Here is a 25,882-nt window from a genome sequence, read left to right as displayed (position 1 = left end):
ACCATCAGGCGTGCTGAACCGTCAGATTCAATGCATTGAAGAGCTGATCAAGCTTGCAATGCTCCTCCACAAGACGGAAGGCGTAGGTTGCCTTCACGGCTTCATGCAGGCGCACATGGCCGAAGGCCTGCTCAATCACTCCCACCGTGGCCAGGGTGTCGTGCTCCACCTTGAGCAAGGGCACGTCCAATTCTTCCGCGCGATTGATCAATTGAGGTAGAGGTTCCCCAGCCCCAGTGAGAATCAAACATTGGGTTGAAGCCTCGAGGGCGGCAAGCTGGATGTCGGTGCGATCAGCTCCTGTCACAACGGCCATGTTGCGCCGTTTGCGGAAGAACTCCATGGCCGAATTCACATTCATCGCGCCGATGCTCAGGGTTTCCACCAGCAGTTCCTGCCGTTCCTGGCAGCAGATCACCCGGGCATTGAGGCGCCGCACCAACTCGCCGACCGTGACGCTGCGCAGTAAAGGGGATCGGGGCATGACGCCAAACACCTGCAAGCCCAGGCCCTGCAAGGCAGGAACCACCTGTCGCTCCAAGCTGTCGACCTCTTCGGGAGTGACGGCATTCAGCACCACTCCAACCAGACGGTCACCCAGGGTCTGCTTGGCCGACAGCAGCGCATCCACACTGCGGCTGTCCTGCCAAAGGTGCACCAAAACGACCTTGGCATCGAGACCTGTGGCCAGCTGCGGAAGGCTGAGGCCGTACAGCAATCCCTCCTGGAGGCTTCCCGCACATTCCAAGAGAGTGAGTCCGTCATCAGAGTGAATGCGCTGACGCAACTCCGCGAAACCTTGGCCAGCGTCCAACTCGCCTTGGCCAAGACGCTGGGCAGCTGTTGTCGACGACAGCAGATGCATCGAAGGAATCAAACACTCAGGCGGCAGATTGAGAGTTTCACCAACAAAGCGAACGTCGTCGTCGATGAGTGGTTGGGGCAACGGACCCTGGTTCGGATCCCAATCCAGGCTTGTGGCCAGGGGCTTTCCGAACCTGATCTGCTGTCCGGCACGGGCAAGCTGCTGGGCAATTCCAAGAACAAGGGCCGACTTCCCGCTGAACGGCTCACACGATCCGATCAACAGTGTCGTTCCCATGGAGGTGATGCCTGACACCACTGAATCTAGGCCTGTTCAGGAGCATCTCCGCGCTCGATCAACAACCATTGCCAGAACCCATTGGGCAAATCGGTCTCCGTTGGCTGCAGATGGGAACAATCCATCAACCAGACCCCCAGCTGATGGGGGGTGACGGCCAAATCAAGATCTACCTCGGGATGACAGGGAAAACCAAGCTGACAGTCCAGCCTCTCCATCGCTGCAGCAACCTCATTCCAGCGGAGTTCGTAGAGGTGTCCATGGCTTCCGGACACCGGACGCCGCCCCTGCAGTGCGCCACGCACTGCAGTAGAGAGCGAACAGAACCAGTTGGGCGGCATCTGACACGGCTAGTGCTTGATTCGTGCTCCGCTCGTTTCAAGGATGCCCCAAGCTGGCCCCATGGCCCAGTCCCCCTTTCTCGGCAAACGGATCGGCATCACAGGCGCTCGTGGAGCCCTTGGCGCAGCCCTGGCCCGTTGCTTCCGTTCCGCAGGCGCCTACGTCATCGGTTTCACCCACGGATCCATACCTCCAGAGCAAGCGGACGGCCCACACTGTTGGGTGAGCTGGAGCTGTGGAGACGAAGCCAGCTTGGACGCCGATCTGAAGGAGCTCGATGTTCTGGTGCTGAACCACGGGATCAATCCTCAGGGCGGCCAAAGCCCTGAAGTGATCAATCAGGCGCTGGAGATCAACACCTTGAGCAGCTGGAGGCTGATGCAGCGATTTGAGGCCATCAGCAGAGCATCACCGCAGGGTTATCCGAAGGAGGTGTGGATCAACACCTCAGAGGCTGAAATTCAGCCTGCCGTCAGTCCCGTGTATGAACTCACCAAGCGATTGCTGGGGCAACTGGTGAGCATCCGCGGTGCGGCGCTTGATGCCACCGGACGCGAAGCCCTGATACTGCGCAAGCTGGTGCTCGGCCCCTTTCGCTCGTCGCTCAATCCGATTGGGATTATGGGCGCCGATTTCGTCGCCAACCAGGTGCTGCGCCAGGCGAGCTGGGGATTTCGCCTGGTGATCGTGACACCAAACCCATTGACTTATGTCTTGATGCCTCTGACCGAGCTTGGACGGCGGACCTACAGCCGGATCCTCAGTCGCCCCGATCGGTAAGGATCTCGCATCCATCACTGGTCACCAGAACGGTGTGCTCCCACTGCGCCGAGAGAGAGCCGTCGCGGGTGACGACAGTCCACTGATCCCGCAAGGTGCGGCAGGCCTTGCTGCCGGCATTGAGGATGGGCTCAATCGCCAGGGTCATGCCAGGACGCAAGGTGACGTTGGGAAGCTCGTCGGTGCGGAAATTGAATACGGAAGGTTCTTCGTGCAGGTTCCGGCCGACACCATGGCCGGTGTAATCCTCCACAACACTGAAACCGTTGGCCTTGACGTGGTCTTCAACGGCTCCAGCGATATCCAGCAGGGTGTTGCCTGCTTTGACTTGGCTCAGACCAGCCATCAAGGCTTCCTTGGCAACACGGCTCAAGGTCTGTGCTTCCTGGGGCGCATCTCCCACGCAGATCGTGATGCAGCTGTCGCCGTGGTAGCCCTCGAAGTAGGCGCCGGTATCCACCTTCAGCAGATCGCCCTGGCGGATCACACGCTTTGGACTGGGGATGCCATGCACCACTTCGTTGTTGATGCTGGCGCAGATGCTCGCCGGAAAACCGTGATATCCCTTGAAACTTGGGGTCGCCCCCATCTCTCGAATGCGTTTTTCCGCATAGGCATCAATATCTCCCGTCGTCTGGCCGGGCTCCACCATTCCCATCACCTCCCGCAGCACGGTGGCAACGATGTGACTGGCCTGGCGCATGATCTTCACTTCACGGGCTGATTTGATCTCAACACCGCGACGCTTCTGAATGCGAGGGCCCGTCGCCGTCACTTGCCCCTGCGCTGCCTGAGTGGATGCCAGAAGATCAGCAAAGAGATTCATGGCTCAGCCCAATATCCGTCACGCTATCAACAGCAACCGAATTGATGCCGGTCATGTCGCTGCTTGTGCGCTTGCGGGAACTGCATCGAAGCGTTGCACCCTTCGTTCTGACACCCTTGCTGGTGACGGTGTTCTCCGGTGTCTTTTACCGCCTGGCTCGGGACTGGTTCGGAGCCAGCCGGGACCAGGTTCACTGGTTAATGGTGGTGCACGAGGGGGAATGGCTCGGGTCCACCCTGGAACCGGTCGTCGTTCTTCTCAACGCAATCGGCCTGCTGTGGATGCTGATCACAGGCACAGGGCTCCTGGTAGAGCGATGGCGTCGAAAGGTACACTCATAGTTTGGCGATTCAACGCGGAGCTGGGATGGCAGCCGATTCGAAGGACACAGCGGTGACCGACGACAACACCGAAACGGCTGTGGAAACAGCACCTGAGGCCACAGCGGCGAAGTCCAGCAAGGCTTCCGATGCCCCTGCCAAGAAACTGAGCCCTGAAGCTCTGATTCGCTCCTTTGAGTCGTCACAGCAGAAGGATGATCTCCCTGAGATCTACGTGGGCGACACCGTGCGCGTTGGTGTTCGCATCAGCGAGGGCAACAAGGAGCGTGTTCAGCCCTACGAAGGAGTGGTGATTTCCAAGCGCCATGGTGGCCTCAACCAGACCATCACCGTGCGCCGGATTTTCCAGGGCATCGGCGTTGAGCGGGTGTTCATGCTGCATAGCCCTCAGGTGGCTTCCATCAAGGTGGAACGGCGCGGTAAAGTGCGTAGGGCGAAGCTTTTCTATCTGCGGGAACGGGTGGGCAAGGCCACCCGCGTGAAGCAGCGCTTCGATCGCTGAGGTTTCGACCTCGTTCAATCAGTTGCCAACTTCAACGTTGGCTGAGGGGTACATCGCCTTGCGCCGTTAGTTCAGTTGGTAGAACGCAGGTCTCCAAAACCTGATGTCGGGGGTTCGAGTCCTCCACGGCGCGTCCGATGTTCCCCTCGTGCAGTTTCCCGGTTCTGAGCATGGAGTTGGATCTTCAACCTGGTGATGTTGTGAAGGTGTTGGAGTCAGCCGCCCTCGGCTGGGTCCGTGCCCGAGTGATACGCGTCAAGTCAGGCGGCCGTGTGGTCGTTCAGAGCGATCAAGGGCGTGAATTCACAGCCCGCGGCAATCAGGTTCGGCTTATCGAACCTGCAGGATTCCGTCCCTGACTCAGTGAACATTTGGCGTTATGCCGAAGTTTTCCCTTATGTCCCGGCGACTTTGTCGTCGGGATTTTTTGTGGAAACTCCCCGATTACAAAACCAGGCTGATCCATCGCTTAGTTGTTGACGGGGGGCAGGGCGACAGTTGATACTGATCAGGTCGCGCAAGCGACTCAGATCAGATTCTTCGGAGCGCGTCTCGCGAGTTCTGAATCGGATCTGGGACCGTAGTTCAACCGGTTAGAGCACCGCCCTGTCACGGCGGAAGTTGCGGGTTCGAATCCCGTCGGTCCCGTTCTCACCACCAAGAGCCACGATGGTGCGCGTTCGATTGGCCCCAAGCCCGACGGGCACGCTTCATATTGGAACGGCGCGAACCGCTGTTTTCAACTGGCTTTACGCCAAGCACGAGCAAGGAGCATTCTTGCTGCGCATTGAAGACACCGACAAGGAGCGGTCCAAGCCCGAGTACACCCAAAACATTCTCGAAGGCTTGCAGTGGCTCGGGATCAACTGGGACGAGGAACCCGTCATCCAGAGCGAACGGGTGGGTCAGCACCGTCAAGCCATACAGACCCTGCTCGATCGGGGATTGGCCTACCGCTGCTACGCCAGCGAAACGGAACTCACGGCCATGCGCGATGCGCAGAAAGCGGCCAATCAAGCGCCGCGCTACGACAATCGCCACAGGTCTCTGACGCCCGATCAAGAGCAGGAGTTTCAGGCAGAAGGCCGTGAAGCGGTGATTCGCTTTCGCATTGATGACGCTGCCGAAATTCACTGGAATGATTTGGTGCGTGGCGACATGAGCTGGCGGGGCTCAGACCTTGGCGGAGACATGGTGATTGCCCGTCGCGCCCCGGCGGATCAAATCGGCTATCCCCTCTACAACCTTGTTGTGGTGGTGGATGACGCCGCGATGGAAATCACACATGTAATCCGCGGTGAAGATCACATTGCCAACACCGCCAAGCAACTGCTCCTCTACGAAGCGCTGGGCCTGCCCCTGCCGACCTTTGCCCACGCTCCTCTCATCCTCAATGCCGAGGGACGCAAGCTCTCCAAACGGGATGGGGTGACCTCCATCAACGACTTCCGCGCCATGGGCTACACCCCTGACGCCATCGCCAACTACATGACCTTGTTGGGGTGGTCCGTACCGGAGGGCATGGAGGAACGGTTCAGCTTGAGTGAGGCCGCAGCCGTTTTTGGTTTCGACCGCGTCAACAAAGCCGGGGCGCGTTTCGACTGGGACAAGCTCAACTGGCTGAATGCCCAGGTTCTGCACGGCTGGACGGCGGAACATCTTCTGGAGGAACTGACGCAGCTTTGGACCGAACGGGGTTGGACCCCTGCCAGCGACAAGAGCTGGTGCCTGGACCTCTGCGCCTTGCTGGGGCCATCGCTCACCCTGCTCAAAGATGGCGTCGATCAGGCGGAACCGTTCTTTGATCGTCCGGAGCTCCAGGAAGATGCGCTCGAGCAACTCGCGATCGAAGGAGCCAAGGAAGCTATTGCCGACCTGCTTCAGCGGCTCGAGAACAACCCTTGGGACGGCAGCGATGTCGATCAAGCCAAAGCTTGGCTGGGGGACGCCGCCAAAGCAGCCGGTGTGAAGAAAGGGGTTGTGATGAAATCCCTGCGCGCCGCTCTGCTGGGGCGTCTTCAAGGCCCTGATCTGATCACCACCTGGTCATTGCTGGCCCGAATCGGTGAGGACCTGCCGCGTCTGCGCCGCTGCCTCGGCTGAGGCAGGCTCGTCATCATTAGCTTTGACCAGGTCAAGAGCCTGAGCCAACGGCTGGGCAGTGAGGCCCTGGAGACCAACTGTCATCAGGATGGTCAGGAACACCAACCCCTGTAGGCGTCCTGCCCCCAGGATGCCGGCCTGCTCCAAGCGAATCGCGAAGAGAGAGGCCACCGCTGCGGTGACGATGCCTCGCGGAGCGAGCCAACCCAGAAAGAGTCGTTGCTCAAGCTTGTAGGGCAAACCGATGGTGGCCAAACCCACGCCGATCGGACGCACCACAAGCATCAACGACAGCACGCAGAGAATGCCGCCCCAACCCAGCGGACTGAGTTCAGCCCAGGAGACGTCAGCAGCCAGCAGCGGAAACAGCATCGTGATCGCCAACTGCGCGAGTTCCTGAATCAAACCATCCAATTCAGCGGTGTGAGGGCCTGGACGTCGACCCACAACGATGCCCGCCGCCACTGAAGCAGGCAGGGCGGATTCCGGCAGCAGCCACTCACTGACGCCATACATCAGAAATAGCAAACCCAGACTGAGCTGAAGCGGCAGTCCCTTCAACTGATCGGGTTTGAGCCGTCGCAGCAGCTCTGAAAGCAGCCAGCCGACGCTCGCGCCAATCAGCACACCACCGCCCAATCGATACAGCAGGCCGAGCATCACCTCACGCCAGCCGTGCAGGTTGCCAAGGACAAGCTCCAACAGCAGCAGGGCTAAAACGGCACCGATGGGCTCAAGCACCAGTCCCTCAGCCTCCAGGACTTCGCCCAGAGGAGGTGCGAGCCGAATTTGACGCACCAGGGGTGTGACCACCGTTGGCCCCGTGGCCAGCACGATTGCACTGAACACAGCCGCAAGCGACCAGCTGAGGCCCGCAAGCCAATGGGCCGCCAACAGACCGCCTCCCAGGGAGATCAACAGACGCAGAGCTGCGATGCGCTGCACCGTGGCCTTGATCGTGTCTCCAGGCAGACGCAGATTCAGTCCACCGTCGAACAGCACCAGGCTGACAAGAAGACCCACCACGGTTCCAAGCCCGGAGCCGAGATCAAGGGGTTCCACCCAACCCAGACCAGAGCGACCGATCAGCAGACCCGACAGGAGCAGCAACACCACCCCAGGAAATTCCGACTTGGCCGCCAGAAAACGGGCTGCAGCACCCGAGGAAACCGTGACGCCCCAGAGGAGGCCCAGACGCTCAGGCGTCATCGACAGAGGAGAACTGAGGTTCCACGCGCAAGCCGATCACCGCTTGGGGGCGTACGACCAGATACTCGCCCTCCAGATCACTGAGGGGAACGTTGACGAAACCGCCCTGGTTCTCGGCATTGACCACCCCTTGGTACCACACCTGGAAGGTCTCGAGTTTCGGAAAAAACACCCGTTCGGTTTGCCCTCCCACAAGGTGGAGATCGACGGCGTAACGACGGGGCGTAGGGGACATCAGCGCGGAAAGACATCCATCACGGTCCCCACAGGATGACGGATCGGTTCCGGGTCTGCCCAGAGAAAAGGGCGAAGACAGGCGTTACGCGGGGCATAAAGCGGATGGCGCGGTTGCCCCGAGGCCGTCTGCCCCAGCATCAGAGGATGCGGCGAGTCGGGAACGGAGCGTCGGCGTTGCGGCAGCAAACACTGAATGTTTCCAAGAACCAGCTGAGCCCGGTCCCATCGCCCCCCATTGGCCCCCCATCCACACCAGAGATCGACCCCAGATGTTCGGGACCAGTGGTTGAACCAGCGGTTCAAGATCGCGTCGTTCTGCTCACCGATGGGGTCCTTCACCCGCAGCAGCGCCGCTGGAGATGGCGACATCCGAGCGAACAGATTCAGCACCCGCAACTCCCGATATCCCCATTGCCTGGCGAAGCCGATCAAACGGCGCAGGGTCGGATCATCACGCTGGCCATCAGCTCTCGAGGGATTCAGACCCACAAAAAGCAGGCACCCGTCGCCGGCACCCAGGCAGCGCCGCAGCCACCAGCGGTAACAGCAATCGCTGCTGAGGGACGCTTCAGACCCTGAGCTGTCGCCGACAGCACTCAAGGATGCGTTCGCTGGCGTGACCATCGCCAAAGGGGTTAACGGCGCGGGACATCTCTTGATAGGCCGTGGCATCACCGAGCAGCCGCGAGGTCTCCTCCAGGATCACATCGGGATCGGTGCCCACTAGCCGGGCTGTACCCGCATCAACGGCCTCCGGCCGCTCTGTGGTTCGCCGCAGAACCAGCACGGGTTTGCCTAGCGCAGGGGCCTCCTCCTGGAGACCACCGGAATCGGTGAGCAACAGGAAGCAGCCCTTCATAGCTGCGACGAGACGGTCGTAGTCCAGAGGTTCTGTCAGAACGACACGGGGATGGCTTGCAAGCAGAGCCTGCAGCGGTTCACGCACCGTCGGGTTGCGGTGCATCGGCAGAAGAAGCGCCGTGTCGGGGTAGCGCTCAAGCACCTGCAGCATTCCTGCAGCGATGTAGTGCAGCCGCTCACCCCAGTTTTCACGCCGATGCACCGTGGCGAGGATCACCCTCTGTTGATCCCAGTCGAGGCCATCAAAGTGAACATCCGGCGCCGATTCGACCATCAACAACAAGGCATCGATCACGGTGTTACCAGTCACGGCGATCTCCCCGACTACACCGGATGCTCGCAGGTTGGATTCGGCCTTGAGCGTCGGCGCGAAATGAAGGGTTGCGATCTGAGAAAGGAGCCGACGGTTGGCTTCTTCCGGGAAGGGATCAAGAAGATTGTCGGTACGCAGACCGGCCTCCACGTGACCAACCGGGATCTGCTCGTAAAACGCAGCCAAACCAGCGGCAAACGCCGTGGTGGTGTCGCCCTGCACTAGAACCAATTGCGGCGGATAGGCCTGAAAGTCTTCCCGCAGCCCTTGCAACGCAGCACAGGTGACATGCGTCAGGGTCTGACGGGGTGCCATCAGATTGAGATCCTGATCCGCCTGGAGATGGAACAGATCCATCACCTGGCCCACCATTTCTCGGTGCTGACCGGTCAAGACAACACGGATCTGCAATGCATCACAGGCTTGGAACGTCCGGATGACCGGAGCCAGCTTGATCGCCTCGGGACGCGTTCCCAGAACGATCGTGACGCGAGGCTGTTCAGCCATTCCATCCAGACGGACCGCTGGAGTTTACGGGCGTACACCCGGAGAGAACAGTGAGAAATCCTTGCCAGTCCCAGCAGCGAGACGATCCTCACCATGGAGCAGCTGAATCTCCCCAGCGTGCTGGAGAGCCTCGCGGCCCGTCCGATGGGACTGACCCTAGTGACCTCCGGCAAAAGCACAACCCTGGCGGCCATGATCGATTGGATCAACCGCAACGAGGCACGCAACATCCTCACGATCGAGGATCCCGTCGAGTTCGTGCACTAGAGCCGCAAGTCCCTCATCCGGCGCCGGGAAGTGGGGTTGCACACCCTCAGATTCCACAACGCGCTGAAGGCTGCCCTGCGGGAAGACCCCGATGTGATTCTGGTGGGCGAAATCCGGGATCAGGAAACCCTCTCCACGGCCCTCGAAGCGGCCCAGACCGGCCACCTGGTGTTCGAGCCCTGCACACCAATTGCGGTGAAGACCGTGGAACAGGTCCTCGGCATGTATTCGCCTGAAGAGCAGGAGAGTGTGCGCCGTTCGTTGTCCGAGTCGCTGCTGGGGGTGATCGCCCAGGGATTGATCAAGACAACAGATGCAAAACGAACGGCCTATCACGACATCCTGATCAACACCGATGCCTGCAAGGACTACATCCAGCGGGGGGCGCTCGATGAGGTTGAGGAAATCATGTAACGCAAAGGGTTCGATGGGATGGTGACCACCAATCAATCGCTGCTGGCCCTGGTGGAAACGGGTCGCACGGACGGCGATTAAGCGTTGGCCGTCAGCCTTAAACCCAATGACCTGGCTCAGGCCCTGCGGGGCCGAAGCTGATCAGCCACCGCTGAACACACGCACCAAAAGAACTACAGCAATGCCTGCGGAGAGGCCGATCATCGCCAAACGGCCGTTCCAGATTTCGGCCTGTGGAGTGAAGCCACGCTTCCAGGCGTTCAGCTCTTCTGCCTCCACGGGCTCTGGAGCTTCTGATCTGGTTTCCGGTTGGTCCACGACGCAGAGACCGAAGAGCTCCATCAAGCCTAAAAGGCTTTCCTAAAAGGGTGGGTCTGGTGTGTAAAGCGCATTGGCCTGATCCAAGGGCCAGCGGGCGGCAACGCCTGATTCAAGAGAGGTGCAAGCCGTGTTCTGGCCCAGACGCAGCAAGGCCGCAGCTCCGATCATGGCGGCGTTGTCGGTGCAGAAGGCCAGGGGAGCGATAGAGACAGCTATGCCGCGCTGCTTCCCCTGTTCGAGCATGCTTTGGCGCAAACGACGGTTCGCTGCGACGCCGCCGACCATCACCAGTTGCTGAACACCATTGTCTTCAGCACAGCGAAGGCTGCGCTGCACCAGAACATCAGCCACCACCTGTTCGAAACTGGCGGCCAGGTCGGCAAGAGGCAGCGGATCGGGGTTTTGCCGCAGGGTTTCCACGGTTCGGAGCATGGCAGTCTTCAGACCACTGAAGGAGAAGTCGTAGGGATGAAACCCACCGCCCGGCAATGAAATCCGCCCCTTGGGCAGGCTGAAGCGCGTTGCATCACCCGTTTCGGCAACAGCCTGGATGGCAGGACCTCCTGGATATCCCAGACCAAGCAGGCGCGCCACCTTGTCGAAAGCTTCTCCAGCGGCATCGTCATGGCTTCGGCCAAGGCGCGTCATCCCGCCGTCGTCAGCCACCAGGATCAGCTCCGTGTGGCCCCCGCTCACCAGCAAAACTAGATAAGGAGCTTGCGGTGGAGCATCTCCAAGCATCACCGAGGCCAGATGGCCCTCCAGATGATGAACGCCGAGAAAGGGACGCTGATGCAGCGCGGCAAGGGTGCGGCCAGTCACCGAGGCCACCATCAGAGCCCCGGCCAGACCTGGAGTGATCGTGGCCGCGATGGCATCCATTTGCGCCAGAGCGACACCCGCCTCGTGAACAACGGCATCCACAAGCCCCGGCAGGGCCTCGACATGGCGGCGCGAAGCGATTTCGGGCACCACACCACCCCAGCGGGCATGCTCCTCCACCTGAGATGCAATTTGCGACCCCAGAACGTCGATTCGCCCATCCGCGTGACGGCGCAGGACCGCTGCAGCGGACTCGTCACAACTTGTTTCGAGGGCAAGCACTGCATGCATCGAAGCGATGCGCCTCCCCTACTGTCCGACTTGTGACATCTTGCCCTTTCGGGGCACCGTTCAGAGGAATTGTTCCGATGCGTCGTCTCTTCGCCGTCGTGCTTTCAGCACTCCTGGTGTTCGGCTTCGCCCCCGTCGTCAAGGCGGATGTGGCTGGCCTCACACCCTGCTCAGAAAGCGCCCGCTTCCAGCAGCGTGCTGCCGCTGCCACCACGCCTCAGGCCAAAGCCCGCTTCGAGATGTACAGCCAGGCCTCCTGTGGTGAGGATGGCCTTCCCCACCTGATCGTCGATGGCCGCTGGAGCCATGCCGGTGATTTTGTGTATCCCGGGATCATGTTCCTGTACGTCGCCGGCTGCATCGGCTGGGCCGGTCGTGAGTACCTGAAAGCAACTCGCGGCAAGAATGCTGCCCAGTACGAAATCTTTATTGATCGCAGTATCGCCATCAAGAGCCTTCTGGCTGCTGCCACCTGGCCTCTAGCTGCTTTCGGTGAATTCACCAGCGGCAAGCTGCTCGAAGACGACAGCAAGGTGACCGTTTCACCACGCTGATTCAAACGACTTCATCTATTGCTCCCTCAACAATGAACAAGTTTCTGACCGCAGCTCCAGTGGTTGCAGCCATCTGGTTCACCGCCACTGCAGGAATCCTGATCGAGTGGAACCGGTTCTTCCCCGATCTTCTCTTCCACCCGATGTGATTCTGGGTTGATCTTCTAGAGGCAAGGGAACCTTCGGGTTCCCTTTTTTTGTGCCTGCCCCCCGTTGCGAAACTCAGCTCCGAGTCATCTCAGCCCCATCAGCTTCTCCACCTGGTTCAACGCTGATTCGAGATCGTCATTGATCACGACAGCGTCGAATTCCTGTTGGGCCTTGAGTTCCTCGCGAGCGCGAGTCAAGCGGCGCTGAATGGCGTCCTCCGCATCGGTTCCGCGCCCACGGATCCTGCGCTCCAATTCTTCAAAGCTGGGGGGAGCAAGAAAAATCTGAAAACCGTCCGGAAAACTGCGACGGACCTGGCGGGCACCTTCCAACTCAATCTCCAGAAGCACGGGGCGCCCCGCCGCCATCTGTTCTTCAACAGGACCTCGGGGCGTGCCGTAGCAATTCCCCGCGAATTCCGCCCACTCGAGAAAACCTCCCTGCTCCACCAAGGCCTCAAACCCCGCACGGCTTTGGAAGAAGTAGTTGATGCCGTCCTGCTCCCCCTGACGCGGAGAACGGGTGGTGGCCGACACCGACAGCCAAATCTGGGGATGCCGTTCCAGCAGCTGCTTCACCAGCGTTCCCTTGCCGACTCCACTGGGGCCGGTGATCAAGGTGAGCTTTCCACTGGTGGACATCGCGGCGTCTGCGTGGGTCAGCAGAGTAGGAAGCCCCAATGCCCCGCCCGGTGCTCCAGGTGATCGCCTCCACCAGCCTGCAGCCAATGGATCTCACCACGCTTCGCGCGGTGCTCTGGGATCTGCGCCCAAAGCTGGTGCCCAGCCGCTTTGAGAAGGCCCAACAACCGGACCCGGCGACGATTCAACTGGGATGCCGCAGCCTCAAGGGGATGGTGTGGCTGGAACTGAGCTGGCAAGCAGAAGCACCTCGGCTGGTGGAGGTCAACCCTCCCCCTCGTAGCGGCAGCGGCAGCACCTTCGCCCAACAGTTGCAACACAGCCTCCGCCAGCTGGCTCTGGTGGAGCTCCACCAGAGCGGTTTTGAACGGGTGGTGGAATTCCGGTTTGCCCAACGCCCTGGGGAACCGATCCAGCGGGTCCTCGTGCTGGAGCTGATGGGACGGCACAGCAACCTGCTGCTGCTGGATGAGCAGCGCGGGATCATTGCCCTGGGGCGACAGGTCCGGGACCATCAGTCCCGCGTGCGCCCTCTCTCCACCGGTGATTCCTACAGCCCCCCCCCGATGCTGCAGGGGTTGGCACCGGATCCAACGGAGGGCTTTGAACGCTGGAAGGAGCGGCTCTCTCTCGTCCCGATCCCCCTGCGCAAGGCCCTGCAGCAGACCTATCAGGGGATCAGCCCAGCCCTTGCTCTACAGCTCGCCGGTGACCATCTGAACACCCCGGTGGACAGCCTGGATGCACGTCACTGGTGCCACCTCTTTGAGCGCTGGTCACTCTGGTTGGACCAGCTCGAGCGTGAACAGTTCGCACTAGTGGTGGAGAACGACGGTCGTTACCGAGTCTGGGGGTCTCCCCGGGGTGAAGTGCATCCACAGCCCGCTCTGGCGCTCACCCTGGGATCCCTGCACCAACAATGCCAAGAGCAACGGGCCCTGGCACGGGTCAGCCAAGACCTGCGTCAACGCCTGGAGCGTTGGCGGAGCAAAGAACATGCAGCCCAGCAGGACCAACGCCAGCGCCTGAAGGCCACCGACGGGCACGGGGCTCTTCAACGCCAGGCGGATGCCCTCCTCTGCCTTGGCAACCCAAGTCGCGACCAGGTCGATGAAGCCCAGTCGCTCTATCGCCGGGCCAAAAAACTGCGTAGATCGCGCCCGATCCTTGAGCAGCGGCTGGAGCACCATCAGCAACGTCTTGAGCTGATCAGCGCGAGCGAAACCTTCATCGAGGATCAACTGAGCGCAACCTGGCAGGACGGCCCGGCGCGCCTCGCCGCCCTGAATGATCTGCGGGAGGAACTCGATGAGCTGTTGCAGCCCAAGGAACGCCGTCGCAGCATGCGACAGCAGCGTCAACGGGACCAGCCCAAGCCGCTGGAACTGAACACTCCTGGAGGCCTCAAGGTGCAGGTGGGGCGGAATCACCGCCAGAACGACTGGATCTCGCTGCGCCAGGCCCGCAGTGGTGACCTCTGGTTTCACGCCCAGGAATGCCCGGGCAGTCACGTGGTGTTGAAGAGCTCCAACGGGCTAGCCGAGGAATCCGACCTGGCGATGGCAACGGATCTAGCGGCTTATTTCAGCCGCGCTCGGGGCAACACGCGGGTGGCGGTGGTGATGGTGCCCACCGATCAGCTGCAGCGCATTCCCGGTGCCGGCCCGGGAACCGTGCGCCATGGACAAGCTGAAATCCGCTGGGGGGATCCCCAGGGCGCGGAAGAGCGGCTGCTTGCCCCTAGCCTGAGCCCACATTCGGGCTGACCTGTTGCGCCGCCCGCCCTGCGTCCGTGTCTGAGCGCCCCGAAGGTCCCCCAGCTCTGCAACCACCACCACCCATTCGCATTGGGAGGGCACCTGGCGATGCCGATCTGCCCAATGAGGTGGAGATGCCTCTGGTGGATCACCTAGAGGAACTGCGTCAACGTGTTTTGCGCAGCTTGTTGGCCGTTGTTGTTGCAGCGCTGACCTGCCTGCTGGGGGTTAAACCGCTGGTGCGCCTGCTGGAAGCGCCAGCCAGCGGAATTCATTTTCTTCAACTCGCGCCGGGCGAGTTTTTATTCGTCTCGCTGAAGGTGGCCGGCTACGCCGGCCTCACCCTGGCCCTGCCCTACGTGCTGTTTCAGATCCTGGCCTTCGTGCTGCCGGGCCTGACGATCCGCGAACGACGCCTAATTGCCCCTGCCGTCGCCGGCTCAGCGGTTCTGTTCATGGCGGGCCTGGCCTTTGCCTGGTGGGCCCTGGTGCCAGCAGCCCTTCGTTTTTTGGTGAGCTACGGCGCAGATGTGGTGGAGCCGCTCTGGTCAATCGAGCGTTATCTGGATTTTGTTCTGCTACTGATGCTGGCCACCGGGCTGGCGTTTCAGCTCCCTGTTCTGCAACTGCTCCTCGGGGCCCTGGGGCTGGTGCGCTGGAGGCCGATGCTTGGGGCCTGGCGCTGGGTGGTGCTGGGTTCCGCCCTGGCTGGAGCTGTGCTGACGCCATCCACCGATCCGATCACGATGCTGCTGCTAGCTGGAGCGATCACGGCACTATTCCTGATCGGCGTCGGCCTGGTGGCCCTGACCGAATCCTTCAGACCAGAAACTCCTTGATCAGCGTTTCCGCCTCCGGCCCTGTCGCCTCCAGCGGAAGACTCAACGCCTTACCAAGACGGGGTTTGTCACGGGTGGAATCAAGCCATTGGCGCACCTCACTCGCCAAACCAAGACGATTCACAACATCCAGCACTTCACCGAGATGCTGCCGATAGGCCTCAAGGTCCATCGGAAACGACTGTTGCTCGAGATAGGCCCACATCACCTGGAGGTACAAACGACGACGTCGAACCACCAGCTGAAGGTCGTAAGTCGCCCTCCAGCGCTGGCGTAGACAGGCCATCACCTCGTCGACACTGAGCGGCGGCTCGGGCAGGGCATTGGCGATATCAAGCACAGAAGCAGGAGCGGCAGGGGCAGGAAGACGCCTGTCGTTGCAAAGCTTGACAGGCACTTAAGCATCCATAATGGTCGGCAATCCGAGCTGGATGAACGTCCGCCATGACCCAACTCTCCTCGAGCGATGTGCCCGGAATGGGTCGTCGGCAGTTCATGAATCTGCTGACGTTCGGCTCTGTCACCGGGGTGGCCCTGGGGGCTCTCTACCCGGTGGCGAATTACTTCATCCCCCCCAAGGCCGCGGGCAGTGGCGGAGGCACCAGTGCCAAGGATGAGCTGGGCAACCCGATTACAGCCAGCGGTTGGCTCTCCAGCCACCCCGAGGGCGATCGCAGCCTGGTGCAGGGCCTCAAGGGTGATCCCACTTACTTGATCGTCGAAGGTGAAGACGCCATCGGCAGCTACGGCATCAACGCCATCTGCACCCACCTCGGTTGCGTTGTTCCCTGGAACAGCGGCGCCAACAAGTTCATGTGCCCTTGCCATGGCAGTCAGTACGACGCCACCGGCAAAGTGGTCCGTGGCCCTGCACCTCTCTCCCTGGCCCTGGCGAACGTCAGCGTGGAGAACGACAACGTGTTCGTGAGCCAGTGGACCGAGACCGACTTCCGAACTGGCGACAAGCCCTGGTGGGCCTGATCTTTCCCTTCCCTACGCCTGCATCCCCTCACCGTCCCATGCGTCGTCACCTTTCGCTTTTCCTTGGATCGCTGGTCATCGGACTGGCTCTGCTGATCGCTCCGTCTGCCAGCTGGGCATACCCCTTCTGGGCTCAACAGAACTACGACAGCCCACGTGAAGCCACCGGCAAGATTGTATGCGCCAACTGCCACCTAGCCAAAAAGCTGACCCAGGCTGAAGTTCCCCAATCGGTCCTCCCCGACAGCGTCTTCACCGCCAGTGTCAAGGTTCCTTACGAAAAGGACCTTAAGGAGATCGGTGCGGACGGCAGCGATGTGGGTCTGCAGGTGGGCGCTGTTGTGATGCTTCCTGATGGCTTTACCCTGGCTCCTCAGGACCGCTGGACCGAAGAGATCAAGGAAGAAACGGAAGGCGTCTATTTCACGCAGTACAGCGACGACCAGCCCAACATCCTGCTGGTGGGACCGATTCCTGGTGACGAGCACCAAGAGATCGTCTTCCCTGTCCTGTCGCCTGATCCCGCCACCGACAGCAACATCCACTTCGGCAAATACCAAATCCACGTGGGTGGTAACCGCGGCCGTGGCCAGGTGTATCCCACCGGTGAGAAGAGCAACAACACCGTCTACACGGCTCCTGCCAGCGGCACCATTGCCTCCATCGAACCCGGCGACAACGGCGCCAGCGTGGTCAGCATCAAGGCCGCTGACGGCAGCAGCGTGAGTGAGACCATTCCGGTTGGTCCTGAGGTTCTGTTCAGCGTTGGCGACAGCATCGAAGCCGGTGCTGCCCTGACCAACGACCCCAACGTGGGCGGCTTCGGCCAGGTGGACGCAGAGATTGTTCTGCAGAACCCTGTTCGGATCTATGGCCTGCTCGCCTTCTTCGCGGCTGTGGCTCTGGCTCAGATCATGCTGGTGCTGAAGAAGAAGCAGATCGAGAAAGTTCAGGCAGCTGAAGGCAACTTCTGATCGCTATGGCTGTTGAAGCCCTGTTTCCCCTGGCGACCTTCCAGTCGCCAGGGGAATTTTTGCCTCACACCCAAAACTGGTTCCTTCCCCTGCGTTGGTATGGGCTGCTGATTGCAACAGCCGTCTTGATTGGACTGAACCTCTCCAGCCGACTGGCCAAGCTTCGACAGCTTGAGAACGGCCTGATCAGCGATCTCTTGCCCGTGCTCGTGCTGTTTGCCGTGATCGGAGCACGGATTTACTACGTGGCATTCGAGTGGCACAACTACGCCTCCAACCCGCTCAAGGCCCTGGCCATCTGGGAAGGAGGGATTGCCATCCACGGTGCTTTGCTGGCGGGAACAATCACGCTGATCCTGTTCTGCCGCTGGCGCCGGCAACCTTTCTGGGATGTGCTGGATGTGTTGGTTCCCTCCGTGGCCTTGGGACAGGCCATCGGTCGCTGGGGGAATTTCTTCAATTCAGAGGCCTTCGGGGTCCCAACTGACCTGCCATGGAAGCTGTTCATCCCGTTGCAGAGCCGTCCTGTGATGTACAGCACGTCGGAGTTTTTCCACCCGACGTTCCTCTACGAATCGATCTGGAACCTGCTGCTCTTCGGACTGCTGATGCTGCTCTTTCGCCGCGGACTCAAAGCTCCTGGGATGCTCCCATCGGGCGCCATGAGTTGTGTGTATTTGGTGGGATACAGCCTTGGCCGTGTCTGGATCGAAGGTCTGCGCATTGATCCTCTCTGCATCGGTTCGCTTCCACCGGCTTGCGATGGAGGAATCCGCATCGCCCAATTGATGAGTTGCACCCTGGTCGCGCTCGGCGTACTGGGGCTTTGGTGGCTATATCAACGGAAGCGACCCCTGCCTGATCCGTCAGGCCAACGCAGTTGAGTCACGTTGTCAGTTTCGTAGGCGCAGGCCCCGGTGCTCCAGACCTTCTCACTCTTCGCGCGGCTGAACGCCTCAACAAGGCCGAAGTGCTGATCTGGACCGATTCACTCGTATGTCCAGCCATCGCCGATCTGGCGCCGGCGGATTGCGAACGCATCCGTACCAGCATGACCACGCTCGAAGAGCTGATCCCGCTGCTAATCGATCGGCAGCGTCAGGGCAAACGGGTGGTGCGGCTCCACGATGGAGACACTGCGCTGTACAGCGCCATCAATGAACAGATCTGCGCCCTAAGCGACGCCGAAATCCCCGTGGAAGTGATCCCCGGGATCAGCGCTTACCAAGCGGCAGCCGCCGGACTCGCCAGCGAACTCACCCTTCCAGGCGTGGTGCAAACCATTGTTCTCAGTCGCGCTGGAGGTCGCACCGGCGTGCCGGAACGGGAACAGCTGGATCGGCTAGCCGCCCTACGCGCCAGCCTTTGCATCTATCTGAGTGCACGACACGTTGAAGAGGTGCAAACCACCCTTCTGGAGCACTACCCCGCCGACACGCCAGTAGCCATCGGACATCGGGTGAGCTGGCCTGATCAGATGCTCACCGTGGTCCCTCTCAGGGAGATGGCTGCGGTTAGTCGAGAGCGCAAATTTATTCGCACAACGCTATATGTGGTGAGTCCGGCCCTTGCCGGTGGTCCTCAGCGCTCACGGCTTTACTCGCCTGACCACGACCATCTGTTCCGTCCAAAACCCCAATAGGCGGTGGTTTAAGATCAATTTATGCGGGCGATTAGCACAGTGGTAGCGCACTTCCTTCACACGGAAGGGGTCACTGGTTCGAATCCAGTATCGCCCATATTTTTTGGTGGGATTTAATCCTTCGGTATTCATCAGGCGCTGACTGCACTGTGTTATGGCCCTAAGTTCGGTTTTGAACTAGGTCGATTGATCCCTTGATGAACGAGCGGAGTCTTGCGGACGACCAAGGCAAAGCCACGGGCCTGGTTGAAGCAGGGCGACAGTTGGCCGAGTCACGGTCTGCTTCAGGCCTGACCCAGAACCAGCTCGCCAGCCAGCTGCACATGGGCGAGGAGCAGCTGGCAGCATTGGAACGGGGCGATCAAGCCGAACTGCCTGAACCTGTGTTCATCAAGGCCATGGTGCGCCGGATCAGTTCGCATCTGGGTTTGGATGCTGACGCCATGGTTCAGACCCTCGGCCCCCTAACCACGATGCCGCCCAAACGGGCGACTTCCCTGGCAACAACGCGGGGCATCACCCCTCATAAACAGAGAAAATTCAATCCGCTTCCCCTTGTGGCCCTCGCTGGGCTTGCTGGCCTTGGCTTTGTTGTGTGGAGCAACGCCTACGAGCAGACGCGCTTCCCCCAGGGGTTGAAGTCTTCCAATCCAACCCTTGAGCCAAGCGAAACCGATCTGGAGGTGACCAAGGTTGCAGATGAGCGCGATGCCCTCATCGTTCCAGCGCCACCAACCGGAGACCTGGGCCTCACGATCAGCAGCAGCGAACCCAGCTGGATCGCCCTACGGCGTGAGGGAATTGTGGAATTCGAAGGGCTGCTGAACGGTGAGCGCAGGATTGACAATCCCGATCTGGTGGAGATCTACGCCGGTCGGCCTGATCTGGTCCAGCTGAGTTCTCCCAACGCCGAGACACGAACTCTTGGCGCTGTGGATGACATCCGCTGGATCCCTCTCAGCCCTGCACCCTGACGCACAGATTCACGCCAACCGCCTCCTTCACCATCTCAGCGCAGCTTTCCAAACTCCACTGTTCAAGGCTGACGTTCTGGTTGACCCGCTCAGGGACGATCTCCAGATCCAGAGATCCCTTCACCGCATGAATGCGGAGTGCTGAGATCACCGGCTCAGGCCTGCGATCCAGAGCCGCGGCCAAGCGCAGCAGCAGGGCCATCTGATTAACACAACGACGGTTGTCTCGGGAGGCCACAAGCTGCCAGGACTCATGGCGTTTCTTCGGCAGGCTGCGGCGGTGATAACGAGCAATGGCCGCCACCATCAGGTGCTCCGCCTCGGAATAGCCCAGCAGCTCACCATGACGAATCAAGTACCAGGTGTGCTTGTGGTAAGCGCTGATGTTGATGTGCTGGCCACAGGTATGGAGCATGGCGGCAGCCCAAAGCAGTTCGCGCCCTTCGCCACTGTCGTCATGCATCACGCCTCGCGTGGCGTCGTAGAGGCTTAGGGCATGGCTGGCGACCCGTTCAGCCCTGCTCTGGTTCACCGCAAAGCGCTGCACTTGATGAATCACGGTGCGTTGCCTGATGCTGCTTTGGAAGCTGAAGCGGTCTTCCAGAAGACCCTGGCGAAGCATCCAATCAACGATCAAACCTTCCCTGAGCGCCCGCTCACTGAGCAGGAAGTCCTCCACACCCAGCATCTTCATGGTGGTTTGCAGGATCAGCGCACCGGGAACGATGATTTCGGCCCGACGGTCATTGATGGGAGCCAACGCCCGTCGCTGCGCAGGGGTCATCGTGATCAGACGATCAACCACCTTGTTCAGGCGCCGCTGGGTGACGCGGTACCCATGCAATTTGCGGGGTGGGCGCTCCTCCTCACTCGCCGCAAGGGAGCCAATCGCCATTGCCGTACCGCTGGTGGCCACCAAAACAGGGGTTTCACCGGGTTTGATCCTGCGACGCACTTTGTCGACCGCAGGTTCAAGCGACCCCTGAATGAAGGCCTGCAGGAACGATCGACGTTGAGGGGGCATCGGATCATCCCGAACAAAGTCCCGCTGGAGTCGCACAGCCCCCACACGGGTGCTGGTCAGGGCGCGGGCATCACGACCATCGGCAAGGATCAGTTCCGTGGAGCCACCGCCGATGTCGAGCAGAAGATGCGGACGATCTCCAAACGGCATTCCTGAGAGGACGCCCAGATAGATCAGCCGGGCCTCCTCGGGGCCGCTGACCAAATCCACCTCCATCCCCGGCTCTTCGAGGATGGCCTGGAGGAAATCGCGACCATTGGGTGCTTCACGAACGGCACTCGTCGCCGCTGTGACGATCTGCTCAACCCGGTTACTGGCGGCGAGATCTCTGAACTGGCGGAGGGTTTCCAGCCCCCGTTGCATCGCCGCCTCGGTCAGCTCACCGGTCTCAGGATCACGCTCCCCCAAACGCGTGGTGGCCTTTTCGGCCTGGATGATCCGAAACGTGCGCAGCTTCGGATCAACGGCTGCCACCAGAAGATGAAAGGAATTGGTCCCGATATCGATGGCGGCGATCCGACGCAGATCAGCGTCCACTGCCTGCAACACGCCGTTGTTCTGTTCCGTTGGCTGGGCCGGGGCCTTGGCATCCAGCATCAACGTCAGAGCGGCAATGAAATCCACTCTGCCACTGACGGCCGAGGCCATCAGACCCTGACTAGGGTTCTTCAAATCCCGTTGATTGTGATCAGCAGCTCTGCCCGTCTTCAGCCCTGGATCGAACTGCTCCGCTGGAACAAACCAACCGGCCGGCTGATACTGCTGATTCCAGCAGGCTGGGCCCTCTGGCTGAATCCAAGCGCTCCCCCCAGTGTTGTGCTGATCCTGCAGATCCTGCTGGGAGGCCTGGCGGTGAGCGGAGCAGGCTGCATCGCCAATGACCTGTGGGACCAGCGCTTCGACTGCCAGGTGGAACGCACACAACATCGGCCTCTGGCCAGAGGTGCACTGCAGCGAGGGCCAGCCTTCGCTTTGCTGCTGATCTTGCTGGGCCTCAGCCTGGCTGTTGTGCTGAGTCTGCCGGCCGACAGCCTCAGGCTCTGTCTCGCCTTGGCCTGCACGGCCGTGCTGCCGATCCTCGGCTATCCATCGGCAAAGCGGTGGTTCGCCTTCCCCCAGGCGATCCTGGCGCTGTGCTGGGGCTTCGCAGTGCTGATCCCCTGGGCCGCGGCAACGGCCTCCTTGAGTTGGAGTCCTGCCCTGGTCTGCAGTTGGCTGACAACCGTGGTCTGGACGTTTGGCTTCGACACGGTCTATGCCATGGCCGACCGACGTGACGATGCCAGCCTCGGCCTGCGCAGCAGCGCCCTGAGCCTCGGATCCCGCGTGGTTCCTGTGGTGCGGGGCTGCTACCTCGCGACAGCCATCACCCTTGCCATGGCGGCCTGGTCGGCTCAGATCCCAGCACCGTTCTGGCCTCTCTGGTTGCTTGCTGCCGTTTTCATGCAGCTCAGCTGCAACCCCTTGAACCAACAGGATGCCTCCATGGGCACCTACGGGAAGCACTTTGCCCAGCAGGTGCAGGCAGGGACGCTGCTCTGGCTCGGCCTGGTTCTGGCCAGGGGATGGGGAGCCTGATGCGCATCACCCCGGCTCCTCCGCTCCGAACAGGAGACCGTGTGGCCTGTGTGGCCGCCAGTTCAGCCCTGCAGAACGACATCAAGCTGCAAGAGGGCATTGCTGTCCTGCAGAGCTGGGGCCTCGATGTTCAACCCCAGACCTTGGCCAGCCGACGTTGGGGCTACTTCGCAGGACGCGATGACACGCGCCATGCTGATCTGCATCCGGCCGAACCCGCAGCGCTGCTCGCCTGTGCCCGCGGTGGATGGGGGGCTGCTCGGCTGCTGGAGCAGCCCATCCGCTGGCAAAGCGGCTGGCTGCTGGGCTTTTCCGACGTGACAGCTCTGCTGTGGGCCCGCCAGGCAGCAGGGTTTGCAGGGGGCATCCATGGCCCCTTGCTCACAACACTTGCGGAGGAGCCGCAATGGAGCCGTGACCGCTTGCGCAACCTGCTCTTCGGCAACACCGTCCCTGACCTGCAAGGTCGGGGTGGTGGCGGCGGGGTGGGGAGTGGTCCCCTGCTCGTGGCCAATCTGACCGTGGCCACACACCTATTGGGAAGCCATTTCGTGCCCCCCCTCAAGGGAGCCGTTCTGGTGCTTGAGGACGTAGGTGAAGCGCCTTACCGAATTGATCGGATGCTGACTCAGTGGAGGCTGAATGGCAGCTTGCAAGGCCTAGCGGGTCTGGCATTTGGCAATTTTGAAGGGTGCGCCGACGAAACCAGAGATGCCTCCGAAAGCTTCAACCTTGAGCAGGTTCTTGAAGAGCGCACAGCCGATCTCGGCATTCCCAGAGTAATGAACCTGCCCATTGGTCACCGATCCGGCAACGCAGCCCTTCCCATGGGGGCGATGGCACGCATCGACGGCCAAAGCGGCCGGCTCAGCCTGCTGACCTGAGGGCGAGCACCGCCTCCGCCACGGTGAGGTCAAACGGCGTTGTGACCTTGATATTGGCGGGGCCGGCATCCAAGACCTGTACAGGCCACCCCAAACGCTCGTACAACGACGCATCGTCGGTGACCGTCCAGCCCTGGGCAACCGCCTCTGCGTGGCCGCGACGCAGCTGATCAACGGCAAAGCCCTGCGGCGTCTGCGCAGCCCAAAGCTCCGATCGATCCGGCGTATCGCGAATCACACCATCAGATCCCACACGCTTGATCGTATCGCTCACCGGCGTTGCAGCAATCAGCGCCGTGCCAGCCTCCACCACAGCTGCACAGCGATCAAACAACTCCGGTTCAGCCAAACAGCGGGCGCCGTCATGAATCAAGACGTGCCGAGCCTGCTCCGGCAACCCCGCCAGACCACAAAGCACCGACTCCTGCCGTGTGCTGCCCCCCTGGATCCAGTGCACCGGCTTGCTGGGTGCGTCCAGCACCGCAAGGATGTCCTCTCGATCGAACTCCTGGCCGACGATCCCGATCCATTCGATCCGCTCGGAACGCAGGGCCGCCTCCAGGGTCCAGGCAATGACGGGGCGTCCGGCCAACGGCAGCAGCAGCTTGTTGCGATCCGCACCCATGCGCCGACCGCTTCCCGCCGCAGCAATCAACAGATGCACAATCGACTCCTGCCCCAGACAGGCGTAAACGACCTCCATACAATCAGCTCGCACCATGGATGGCGGCGCTGCATGCGAGTTCTTGCCCTGAGCCCGGGTTCGCTCGAAGACCAGCTTGACCGTCTACCGGCTCTGGCCGACATCTGCCAGAAGCTCAACGCCAGCCTGCAGGTGGCCTGCGACCCCCAGCAGGCAGCTCCATGGAAGCTTCTGCCGTGCCTGGAAAAGCTGTTGCCGTTCAGCTTCGAGGCCAACCCAACCCTTGCGGACTGGGCCAACCTGCTCGGTTGTGTGCGCGAACCCGACTTTCAGATCTGCATCAACCTCGCTGAAGGGCAGCAGGTGAACCTGATGCTGTCGATGAGCCATATTCCCAAACGGTTGGCGATTGAGGGATTTGCCTGCACCGATCAGGTCAACGTCGGTCCCGGCTGGACGGCGCAGCGTCTTAACCCCTTCCTTCAAGCCCTGGGCCTTGATCTCGAGGCCGATCAGTTCCGGCTGCCCCTGGCGGCAGAGGCTCTTGAGGAAGCCCGTGAAGCACTGCCCAGCGGCGACGGCCCCCTGCTGCTGCTGTCTCCATCCGGCCAGGGGGATGACTGGCCTGCAGCGGAATGGCACCAGCTGCCTGAAACGATCAAAAGCCGCCTACCGGCGCTGCGCAGCATGGTGCTGCCAGCCGAGCTCAGCCTGACCAAACGGGCGGCCTTGGTGGCCAATGCCGATGTCGTTCTCAGCAGCTGCCCGGTGTCCCAGCGCCTGGCGACCTATTGCGGCACCCCCCTGGTTGCCCTCGGAGCCGAGGCCGCAGACCTTCCCGAGCGCCAGGAGATCCGCTGCCTCAGCCGCCCGCAGGAGCTCACCAAGCTGCAGAGCAGTGATGTACTGACGGCCCTCGGTTTCTGAGGAGACGTCCTATGAGGCGGCGCCGAGCCAGGGGACAGCTGAAGTTGATCACGGCTCCATGGCGGGGGCCCATAAGTGCCCTCAGTGCTGTGATCTTCGCGGGTGCCCTCGGTTATCGGATCACGGAGGGCTGGGACTGGGGCGATTGCCTCTGGATGGTGCTGATCACCATCAGCACCATCGGTTTTGGAGAAGTCGCCCCGCTTTCACCTCCAGGCCGCCTGGTCACCGTCTTGATCGTGGTGGGTGGCTTGGTGGTTGTGCAACTGGCCATTCAGCGCGTTCTCGGGCTGAAGGAGTCGGGATATTTCCGCAGACTGCGGGAGTTCCGCTTTCTCCGCATGCTGGAAGGCCTTCACGACCACGTGATTCTTTGCGGCTACGGCCGGATCGGGCAGGAGATTGCAGCCCAACTGCAACGGGACGAGGTGCCCCTCGTGGTGATCGAAACCGATCCAGAACGACGCGCAGTGGCAGACGAAAATGGCATTTGGGTTCTTCAGGCCGATGCAACCCTCGATGAAACCCTGCTGGACGCAGGTCTGGAACGCTGCTGCAGCCTCGTGGCCGCCCTACCCAGCGATGCCTCCAATCTGTACGTGATCCTCAGCGCCAAGGACCTACGACCGGATTGCCGCTTGATTGCCCGCGCCAACAGCGATGAAGCCGCCTCAAAGCTGCGGCTGGCGGGCGCCACTGTGGTGGTCAGTCCCTATGTAGCCGGCGGTCGGGTCATGGCCGCTTCGGCGCTGCGACCGCTGGCCCTCAACTTCATGGAGCTGTTGGCGGGCTCCGACTATGAAATCGAGGAATTCCAGCTGAGTCACGACCCTCGGCACCTGATGGAGATCCGCGGGCGGAGCCTGGCGGAACTGGAGCTGGGCCGTCGCAGTGGGGCCATGGTGCTGGCGATCCGGGAGAACGGAAAGCTGATCGCCAATCCAGGCGGCGACACCCAGATGGCACCGGGGCAACTCCTGATCGTGCTTGGGAGCAAAACCCAGCTCGCCACCTTTCAGTCGTTACTTGGGGAGGCCGTCGACACGATTGAAACCATGCCGGGTTGAGCTAGATGA

General features: G+C 61.1%; 31 protein-coding genes, 3 tRNA genes and 1 pseudogene. 22 read left to right on the top strand and 13 right to left on the bottom strand.

Annotation, left to right across the window (positions count from 1 at the left end):
* Nucleotides 1-4 precede the first annotated feature (4 nt).
* Both Syncc8109_RS03055 and ebsA read right to left on the bottom strand, forming a co-directional pair.
* Nucleotides 5-1,102 carry a phosphotransacetylase family protein gene (locus Syncc8109_RS03055; protein ID WP_025362140.1) on the bottom strand — a complete coding sequence of 366 codons (1,098 nt, stop codon included), beginning with the start codon at nt 1,100-1,102 and terminating at the stop codon, nt 5-7.
* A 26-nt stretch (nt 1,103-1,128) separates the two neighbouring features.
* The gene (gene ebsA, locus Syncc8109_RS03050) at nt 1,129-1,443 is read right to left on the bottom strand and encodes a type IV pilus biogenesis protein EbsA (protein ID WP_025362139.1); all 315 of its coding nucleotides are present in this window, start codon (nt 1,441-1,443) and stop codon (nt 1,129-1,131) included.
* 43 nt (nt 1,444-1,486) lie between these two features.
* Between ebsA and Syncc8109_RS03045 the strand changes: the two genes are divergently transcribed.
* Entirely contained in the window at nt 1,487-2,224 is a 738-nt protein-coding gene (locus Syncc8109_RS03045) for an SDR family oxidoreductase (protein ID WP_025362138.1), read from the top strand.
* Here the strand turns inward: Syncc8109_RS03045 and map are convergent.
* On the bottom strand, nt 2,205-3,050 hold the full coding sequence (gene map / locus Syncc8109_RS03040; RefSeq protein ID WP_006851506.1) for a type I methionyl aminopeptidase: 846 nt from the start codon (nt 3,048-3,050) through the stop codon (nt 2,205-2,207). The two genes, Syncc8109_RS03045 and map, sit on opposite strands and share 20 nt — an antisense overlap.
* A 53-nt stretch (nt 3,051-3,103) precedes the next feature.
* Here map and Syncc8109_RS03035 point away from each other — a divergent pair, with 53 nt between their 5' ends.
* The 6 genes from Syncc8109_RS03035 (at nt 3,104) to gltX (ending at nt 5,996) form a co-directional block, all read left to right on the top strand.
* A complete protein-coding gene (locus Syncc8109_RS03035; protein ID WP_025362137.1) occupies nt 3,104-3,391 on the top strand; it encodes a hypothetical protein in 288 nt (95 codons plus the stop codon).
* A 25-nt stretch (nt 3,392-3,416) separates the two neighbouring features.
* Nucleotides 3,417-3,893 (top strand): 50S ribosomal protein L19, encoded by a 477-nt coding sequence (gene rplS, locus Syncc8109_RS03030; protein WP_006850237.1) that lies wholly within the window; start codon nt 3,417-3,419, stop codon nt 3,891-3,893.
* Nucleotides 3,894-3,953: 60 nt separating this feature from the next.
* Nucleotides 3,954-4,026, top strand: a tRNA-Trp gene (locus Syncc8109_RS03025).
* 37 nt (nt 4,027-4,063) lie between these two features.
* Entirely contained in the window at nt 4,064-4,252 is a 189-nt protein-coding gene (locus tag Syncc8109_RS03020) for a hyperconserved protein Hcp (RefSeq protein ID WP_006043540.1), read from the top strand.
* A 215-nt stretch (nt 4,253-4,467) separates the two neighbouring features.
* Nucleotides 4,468-4,541, top strand: a tRNA-Asp gene (locus Syncc8109_RS03015).
* A gap of 21 nt (nt 4,542-4,562) precedes the next feature.
* Nucleotides 4,563-5,996 (top strand): glutamate--tRNA ligase, encoded by a 1,434-nt coding sequence (gltX, locus tag Syncc8109_RS03010; protein WP_025362136.1) that lies wholly within the window; start codon nt 4,563-4,565, stop codon nt 5,994-5,996.
* Here the strand turns inward: gltX and Syncc8109_RS03005 are convergent.
* Genes Syncc8109_RS03005 through wecB form a run of 4 tightly spaced genes read right to left on the bottom strand, consistent with a single transcriptional unit; the run spans nt 5,940 to nt 9,123 of the window.
* Nucleotides 5,940-7,205: a sodium:proton antiporter gene (locus Syncc8109_RS03005; protein WP_025362135.1), complete on the bottom strand. Its 1,266-nt coding sequence runs from the start codon at nt 7,203-7,205 to the stop codon at nt 5,940-5,942. The genes gltX and Syncc8109_RS03005 overlap by 57 nt on opposite strands.
* Complete coding sequence (locus Syncc8109_RS03000) at nt 7,195-7,440, bottom strand: hypothetical protein (protein WP_025362134.1); 246 nt, start codon at nt 7,438-7,440, stop codon at nt 7,195-7,197. The genes Syncc8109_RS03005 and Syncc8109_RS03000 overlap by 11 nt, the downstream gene beginning before the upstream one ends.
* The gene (locus tag Syncc8109_RS02995) at nt 7,440-8,042 is read right to left on the bottom strand and encodes a DUF1643 domain-containing protein (protein WP_006849670.1); all 603 of its coding nucleotides are present in this window, start codon (nt 8,040-8,042) and stop codon (nt 7,440-7,442) included. The genes Syncc8109_RS03000 and Syncc8109_RS02995 overlap by 1 nt, the downstream gene beginning before the upstream one ends.
* The gene (gene wecB / locus Syncc8109_RS02990) at nt 8,011-9,123 is read right to left on the bottom strand and encodes a non-hydrolyzing UDP-N-acetylglucosamine 2-epimerase (protein WP_006852047.1); all 1,113 of its coding nucleotides are present in this window, start codon (nt 9,121-9,123) and stop codon (nt 8,011-8,013) included. Before wecB ends, Syncc8109_RS02995 begins: the two co-directional genes overlap by 32 nt.
* 78 nt (nt 9,124-9,201) lie before the next feature.
* Between wecB and Syncc8109_RS02985 the strand changes: the two are divergent.
* Nucleotides 9,202-9,885: pseudogene (locus Syncc8109_RS02985) on the top strand (type IV pilus twitching motility protein PilT); the annotation flags it as partial.
* A gap of 60 nt (nt 9,886-9,945) precedes the next feature.
* On the opposite strand, the gene Syncc8109_RS02980 reads toward Syncc8109_RS02985, so the two are convergent.
* Entirely contained in the window at nt 9,946-10,146 is a 201-nt protein-coding gene (locus tag Syncc8109_RS02980) for a hypothetical protein (RefSeq protein ID WP_006851084.1), read from the bottom strand.
* A gap of 18 nt (nt 10,147-10,164) precedes the next feature.
* A complete protein-coding gene (gene tsaD, locus Syncc8109_RS02975) occupies nt 10,165-11,238 on the bottom strand; it encodes a tRNA (adenosine(37)-N6)-threonylcarbamoyltransferase complex transferase subunit TsaD (protein WP_006850321.1) in 1,074 nt (357 codons plus the stop codon).
* Between the two features lie 77 nt (nt 11,239-11,315).
* Between tsaD and Syncc8109_RS02970 the strand changes: the two genes are divergently transcribed.
* Both Syncc8109_RS02970 and psaJ read left to right on the top strand, forming a co-directional pair.
* Nucleotides 11,316-11,792 (top strand): photosystem I reaction center subunit III, encoded by a 477-nt coding sequence (locus Syncc8109_RS02970; protein WP_006851668.1) that lies wholly within the window; start codon nt 11,316-11,318, stop codon nt 11,790-11,792.
* Nucleotides 11,793-11,824: 32 nt separating this feature from the next.
* On the top strand, nt 11,825-11,941 hold the full coding sequence (gene psaJ, locus Syncc8109_RS02965; RefSeq protein ID WP_006850741.1) for a photosystem I reaction center subunit IX: 117 nt from the start codon (nt 11,825-11,827) through the stop codon (nt 11,939-11,941).
* Nucleotides 11,942-12,025: 84 nt separating this feature from the next.
* Here psaJ and gmk read toward each other — a convergent pair whose 3' ends face one another.
* Nucleotides 12,026-12,583, bottom strand: a complete 558-nt coding sequence (gene gmk, locus Syncc8109_RS02960) for a guanylate kinase (protein ID WP_006850513.1) — start codon at nt 12,581-12,583, stop codon at nt 12,026-12,028.
* 38 nt (nt 12,584-12,621) lie between these two features.
* Here gmk and Syncc8109_RS02955 point away from each other — a divergent pair, with 38 nt between their 5' ends.
* Both Syncc8109_RS02955 and tatC read left to right on the top strand, forming a co-directional pair.
* A complete protein-coding gene (locus Syncc8109_RS02955) occupies nt 12,622-14,349 on the top strand; it encodes an NFACT family protein (protein WP_006849612.1) in 1,728 nt (575 codons plus the stop codon).
* A gap of 125 nt (nt 14,350-14,474) precedes the next feature.
* The gene (gene tatC, locus Syncc8109_RS02950) at nt 14,475-15,179 is read left to right on the top strand and encodes a twin-arginine translocase subunit TatC (RefSeq protein ID WP_170950543.1); all 705 of its coding nucleotides are present in this window, start codon (nt 14,475-14,477) and stop codon (nt 15,177-15,179) included.
* Here the strand turns inward: tatC and Syncc8109_RS02945 are convergent.
* The gene (locus tag Syncc8109_RS02945; RefSeq protein ID WP_006851904.1) at nt 15,160-15,576 is read right to left on the bottom strand and encodes a DUF3067 family protein; all 417 of its coding nucleotides are present in this window, start codon (nt 15,574-15,576) and stop codon (nt 15,160-15,162) included. The genes tatC and Syncc8109_RS02945 overlap by 20 nt on opposite strands.
* A 47-nt stretch (nt 15,577-15,623) precedes the next feature.
* On the opposite strand from Syncc8109_RS02945, the gene petC reads away from it, so the two are divergent.
* The 6 genes from petC to Syncc8109_RS02915 all read left to right on the top strand — a co-directional run bounded on the left by petC (nt 15,624) and on the right by Syncc8109_RS02915 (nt 19,750).
* Entirely contained in the window at nt 15,624-16,160 is a 537-nt protein-coding gene (gene petC, locus Syncc8109_RS02940; protein ID WP_006850760.1) for a cytochrome b6-f complex iron-sulfur subunit, read from the top strand.
* Between the two features lie 38 nt (nt 16,161-16,198).
* Complete coding sequence (gene petA / locus Syncc8109_RS02935; RefSeq protein WP_006850204.1) at nt 16,199-17,134, top strand: cytochrome f; 936 nt, start codon at nt 16,199-16,201, stop codon at nt 17,132-17,134.
* A gap of 5 nt (nt 17,135-17,139) precedes the next feature.
* Nucleotides 17,140-18,018: a prolipoprotein diacylglyceryl transferase gene (gene lgt / locus Syncc8109_RS02930; RefSeq protein ID WP_006850976.1), complete on the top strand. Its 879-nt coding sequence runs from the start codon at nt 17,140-17,142 to the stop codon at nt 18,016-18,018.
* Nucleotides 18,015-18,776, top strand: a complete 762-nt coding sequence (cobM, locus tag Syncc8109_RS02925) for a precorrin-4 C(11)-methyltransferase (protein ID WP_006851325.1) — start codon at nt 18,015-18,017, stop codon at nt 18,774-18,776. The genes lgt and cobM overlap by 4 nt, the downstream gene beginning before the upstream one ends.
* Nucleotides 18,777-18,801: 25 nt before the next feature.
* Nucleotides 18,802-18,873 (top strand) — tRNA-Val (locus Syncc8109_RS02920).
* A gap of 100 nt (nt 18,874-18,973) precedes the next feature.
* Nucleotides 18,974-19,750: a RodZ family helix-turn-helix domain-containing protein gene (locus Syncc8109_RS02915; protein WP_006851759.1), complete on the top strand. Its 777-nt coding sequence runs from the start codon at nt 18,974-18,976 to the stop codon at nt 19,748-19,750.
* Here Syncc8109_RS02915 and Syncc8109_RS02910 read toward each other — a convergent pair.
* Nucleotides 19,734-21,371: a Ppx/GppA phosphatase family protein gene (locus Syncc8109_RS02910; protein WP_045172876.1), complete on the bottom strand. Its 1,638-nt coding sequence runs from the start codon at nt 21,369-21,371 to the stop codon at nt 19,734-19,736. The genes Syncc8109_RS02915 and Syncc8109_RS02910 overlap by 17 nt on opposite strands.
* 87 nt (nt 21,372-21,458) lie before the next feature.
* On the opposite strand from Syncc8109_RS02910, the gene Syncc8109_RS02905 reads away from it, so the two are divergent.
* Nucleotides 21,459-22,352 (top strand): 4-hydroxybenzoate polyprenyltransferase, encoded by an 894-nt coding sequence (locus tag Syncc8109_RS02905; protein WP_006849742.1) that lies wholly within the window; start codon nt 21,459-21,461, stop codon nt 22,350-22,352.
* Complete coding sequence (locus Syncc8109_RS02900) at nt 22,352-23,236, top strand: LD-carboxypeptidase (RefSeq protein WP_006850885.1); 885 nt, start codon at nt 22,352-22,354, stop codon at nt 23,234-23,236. Before Syncc8109_RS02905 ends, Syncc8109_RS02900 begins: the two co-directional genes overlap by 1 nt.
* Here Syncc8109_RS02900 and ispD read toward each other — a convergent pair.
* A complete protein-coding gene (gene ispD / locus Syncc8109_RS02895; protein ID WP_025362128.1) occupies nt 23,220-23,900 on the bottom strand; it encodes a 2-C-methyl-D-erythritol 4-phosphate cytidylyltransferase in 681 nt (226 codons plus the stop codon). The genes Syncc8109_RS02900 and ispD overlap by 17 nt on opposite strands.
* Before the next feature lie 72 nt (nt 23,901-23,972).
* On the opposite strand from ispD, the gene Syncc8109_RS02890 reads away from it, so the two are divergent.
* Together Syncc8109_RS02890 and Syncc8109_RS02885 are read left to right on the top strand one after the other, a co-directional pair.
* A complete protein-coding gene (locus tag Syncc8109_RS02890; protein WP_006852067.1) occupies nt 23,973-24,806 on the top strand; it encodes an ADP-heptose--LPS heptosyltransferase in 834 nt (277 codons plus the stop codon).
* Nucleotides 24,807-24,817: 11 nt separating this feature from the next.
* Nucleotides 24,818-25,873, top strand: coding sequence for a TrkA family potassium uptake protein (locus Syncc8109_RS02885; protein WP_006851461.1), 1,056 nt, complete (start codon nt 24,818-24,820; stop codon nt 25,871-25,873).
* Nucleotides 25,874-25,882 lie beyond the last annotated feature (9 nt).

It is taken from the genome of Synechococcus sp. WH 8109 (genome assembly GCF_000161795.2).
Taxonomy (GTDB): domain Bacteria; phylum Cyanobacteriota; class Cyanobacteriia; order PCC-6307; family Cyanobiaceae; genus Parasynechococcus.
The sequence above is the reverse complement of the archived record's forward strand: the minus strand, read 5'-3'. Positions and strand labels throughout refer to the sequence as shown.

Bases quoted from the DNA above. Each gene is read 5' to 3' on its own strand.
- Syncc8109_RS03055 (WP_025362140.1), bottom strand. From the start codon at position 1,102: ATGGGAACGACACTGTTGATCGGATCGTGTGAGCCGTTCAGCGGGAAG.
- ebsA (WP_025362139.1), bottom strand. From the start codon at position 1,443: ATGCCGCCCAACTGGTTCTGTTCGCTCTCTACTGCAGTGCGTGGCGCA.
- Syncc8109_RS03045 (WP_025362138.1), top strand. From the start codon at position 1,487: ATGCCCCAAGCTGGCCCCATGGCCCAGTCCCCCTTTCTCGGCAAACGG.
- map (WP_006851506.1), bottom strand. From the start codon at position 3,050: ATGAATCTCTTTGCTGATCTTCTGGCATCCACTCAGGCAGCGCAGGGG.
- Syncc8109_RS03035 (WP_025362137.1), top strand. From the start codon at position 3,104: ATGTCGCTGCTTGTGCGCTTGCGGGAACTGCATCGAAGCGTTGCACCC.
- rplS (WP_006850237.1), top strand. From the start codon at position 3,417: ATGGCAGCCGATTCGAAGGACACAGCGGTGACCGACGACAACACCGAA.
- Syncc8109_RS03020 (WP_006043540.1), top strand. From the start codon at position 4,064: ATGGAGTTGGATCTTCAACCTGGTGATGTTGTGAAGGTGTTGGAGTCA.
- gltX (WP_025362136.1), top strand. From the start codon at position 4,563: ATGGTGCGCGTTCGATTGGCCCCAAGCCCGACGGGCACGCTTCATATT.
- Syncc8109_RS03005 (WP_025362135.1), bottom strand. From the start codon at position 7,205: ATGACGCCTGAGCGTCTGGGCCTCCTCTGGGGCGTCACGGTTTCCTCG.
- Syncc8109_RS03000 (WP_025362134.1), bottom strand. From the start codon at position 7,440: ATGTCCCCTACGCCCCGTCGTTACGCCGTCGATCTCCACCTTGTGGGA.
- wecB (WP_006852047.1), bottom strand. From the start codon at position 9,123: ATGGCTGAACAGCCTCGCGTCACGATCGTTCTGGGAACGCGTCCCGAG.
- Syncc8109_RS02980 (WP_006851084.1), bottom strand. From the start codon at position 10,146: ATGGAGCTCTTCGGTCTCTGCGTCGTGGACCAACCGGAAACCAGATCA.
- tsaD (WP_006850321.1), bottom strand. From the start codon at position 11,238: ATGCATGCAGTGCTTGCCCTCGAAACAAGTTGTGACGAGTCCGCTGCA.
- Syncc8109_RS02970 (WP_006851668.1), top strand. From the start codon at position 11,316: ATGCGTCGTCTCTTCGCCGTCGTGCTTTCAGCACTCCTGGTGTTCGGC.
- psaJ (WP_006850741.1), top strand. From the start codon at position 11,825: ATGAACAAGTTTCTGACCGCAGCTCCAGTGGTTGCAGCCATCTGGTTC.
- gmk (WP_006850513.1), bottom strand. From the start codon at position 12,583: ATGTCCACCAGTGGAAAGCTCACCTTGATCACCGGCCCCAGTGGAGTC.
- Syncc8109_RS02955 (WP_006849612.1), top strand. From the start codon at position 12,622: ATGCCCCGCCCGGTGCTCCAGGTGATCGCCTCCACCAGCCTGCAGCCA.
- tatC (WP_170950543.1), top strand. From the start codon at position 14,475: ATGCCTCTGGTGGATCACCTAGAGGAACTGCGTCAACGTGTTTTGCGC.
- petC (WP_006850760.1), top strand. From the start codon at position 15,624: ATGACCCAACTCTCCTCGAGCGATGTGCCCGGAATGGGTCGTCGGCAG.
- petA (WP_006850204.1), top strand. From the start codon at position 16,199: ATGCGTCGTCACCTTTCGCTTTTCCTTGGATCGCTGGTCATCGGACTG.
- lgt (WP_006850976.1), top strand. From the start codon at position 17,140: ATGGCTGTTGAAGCCCTGTTTCCCCTGGCGACCTTCCAGTCGCCAGGG.
- Syncc8109_RS02915 (WP_006851759.1), top strand. From the start codon at position 18,974: ATGAACGAGCGGAGTCTTGCGGACGACCAAGGCAAAGCCACGGGCCTG.
- Syncc8109_RS02910 (WP_045172876.1), bottom strand. From the start codon at position 21,371: ATGCTGGATGCCAAGGCCCCGGCCCAGCCAACGGAACAGAACAACGGC.
- Syncc8109_RS02900 (WP_006850885.1), top strand. From the start codon at position 22,352: ATGCGCATCACCCCGGCTCCTCCGCTCCGAACAGGAGACCGTGTGGCC.
- Syncc8109_RS02890 (WP_006852067.1), top strand. From the start codon at position 23,973: ATGCGAGTTCTTGCCCTGAGCCCGGGTTCGCTCGAAGACCAGCTTGAC.
- Syncc8109_RS02885 (WP_006851461.1), top strand. From the start codon at position 24,818: ATGAGGCGGCGCCGAGCCAGGGGACAGCTGAAGTTGATCACGGCTCCA.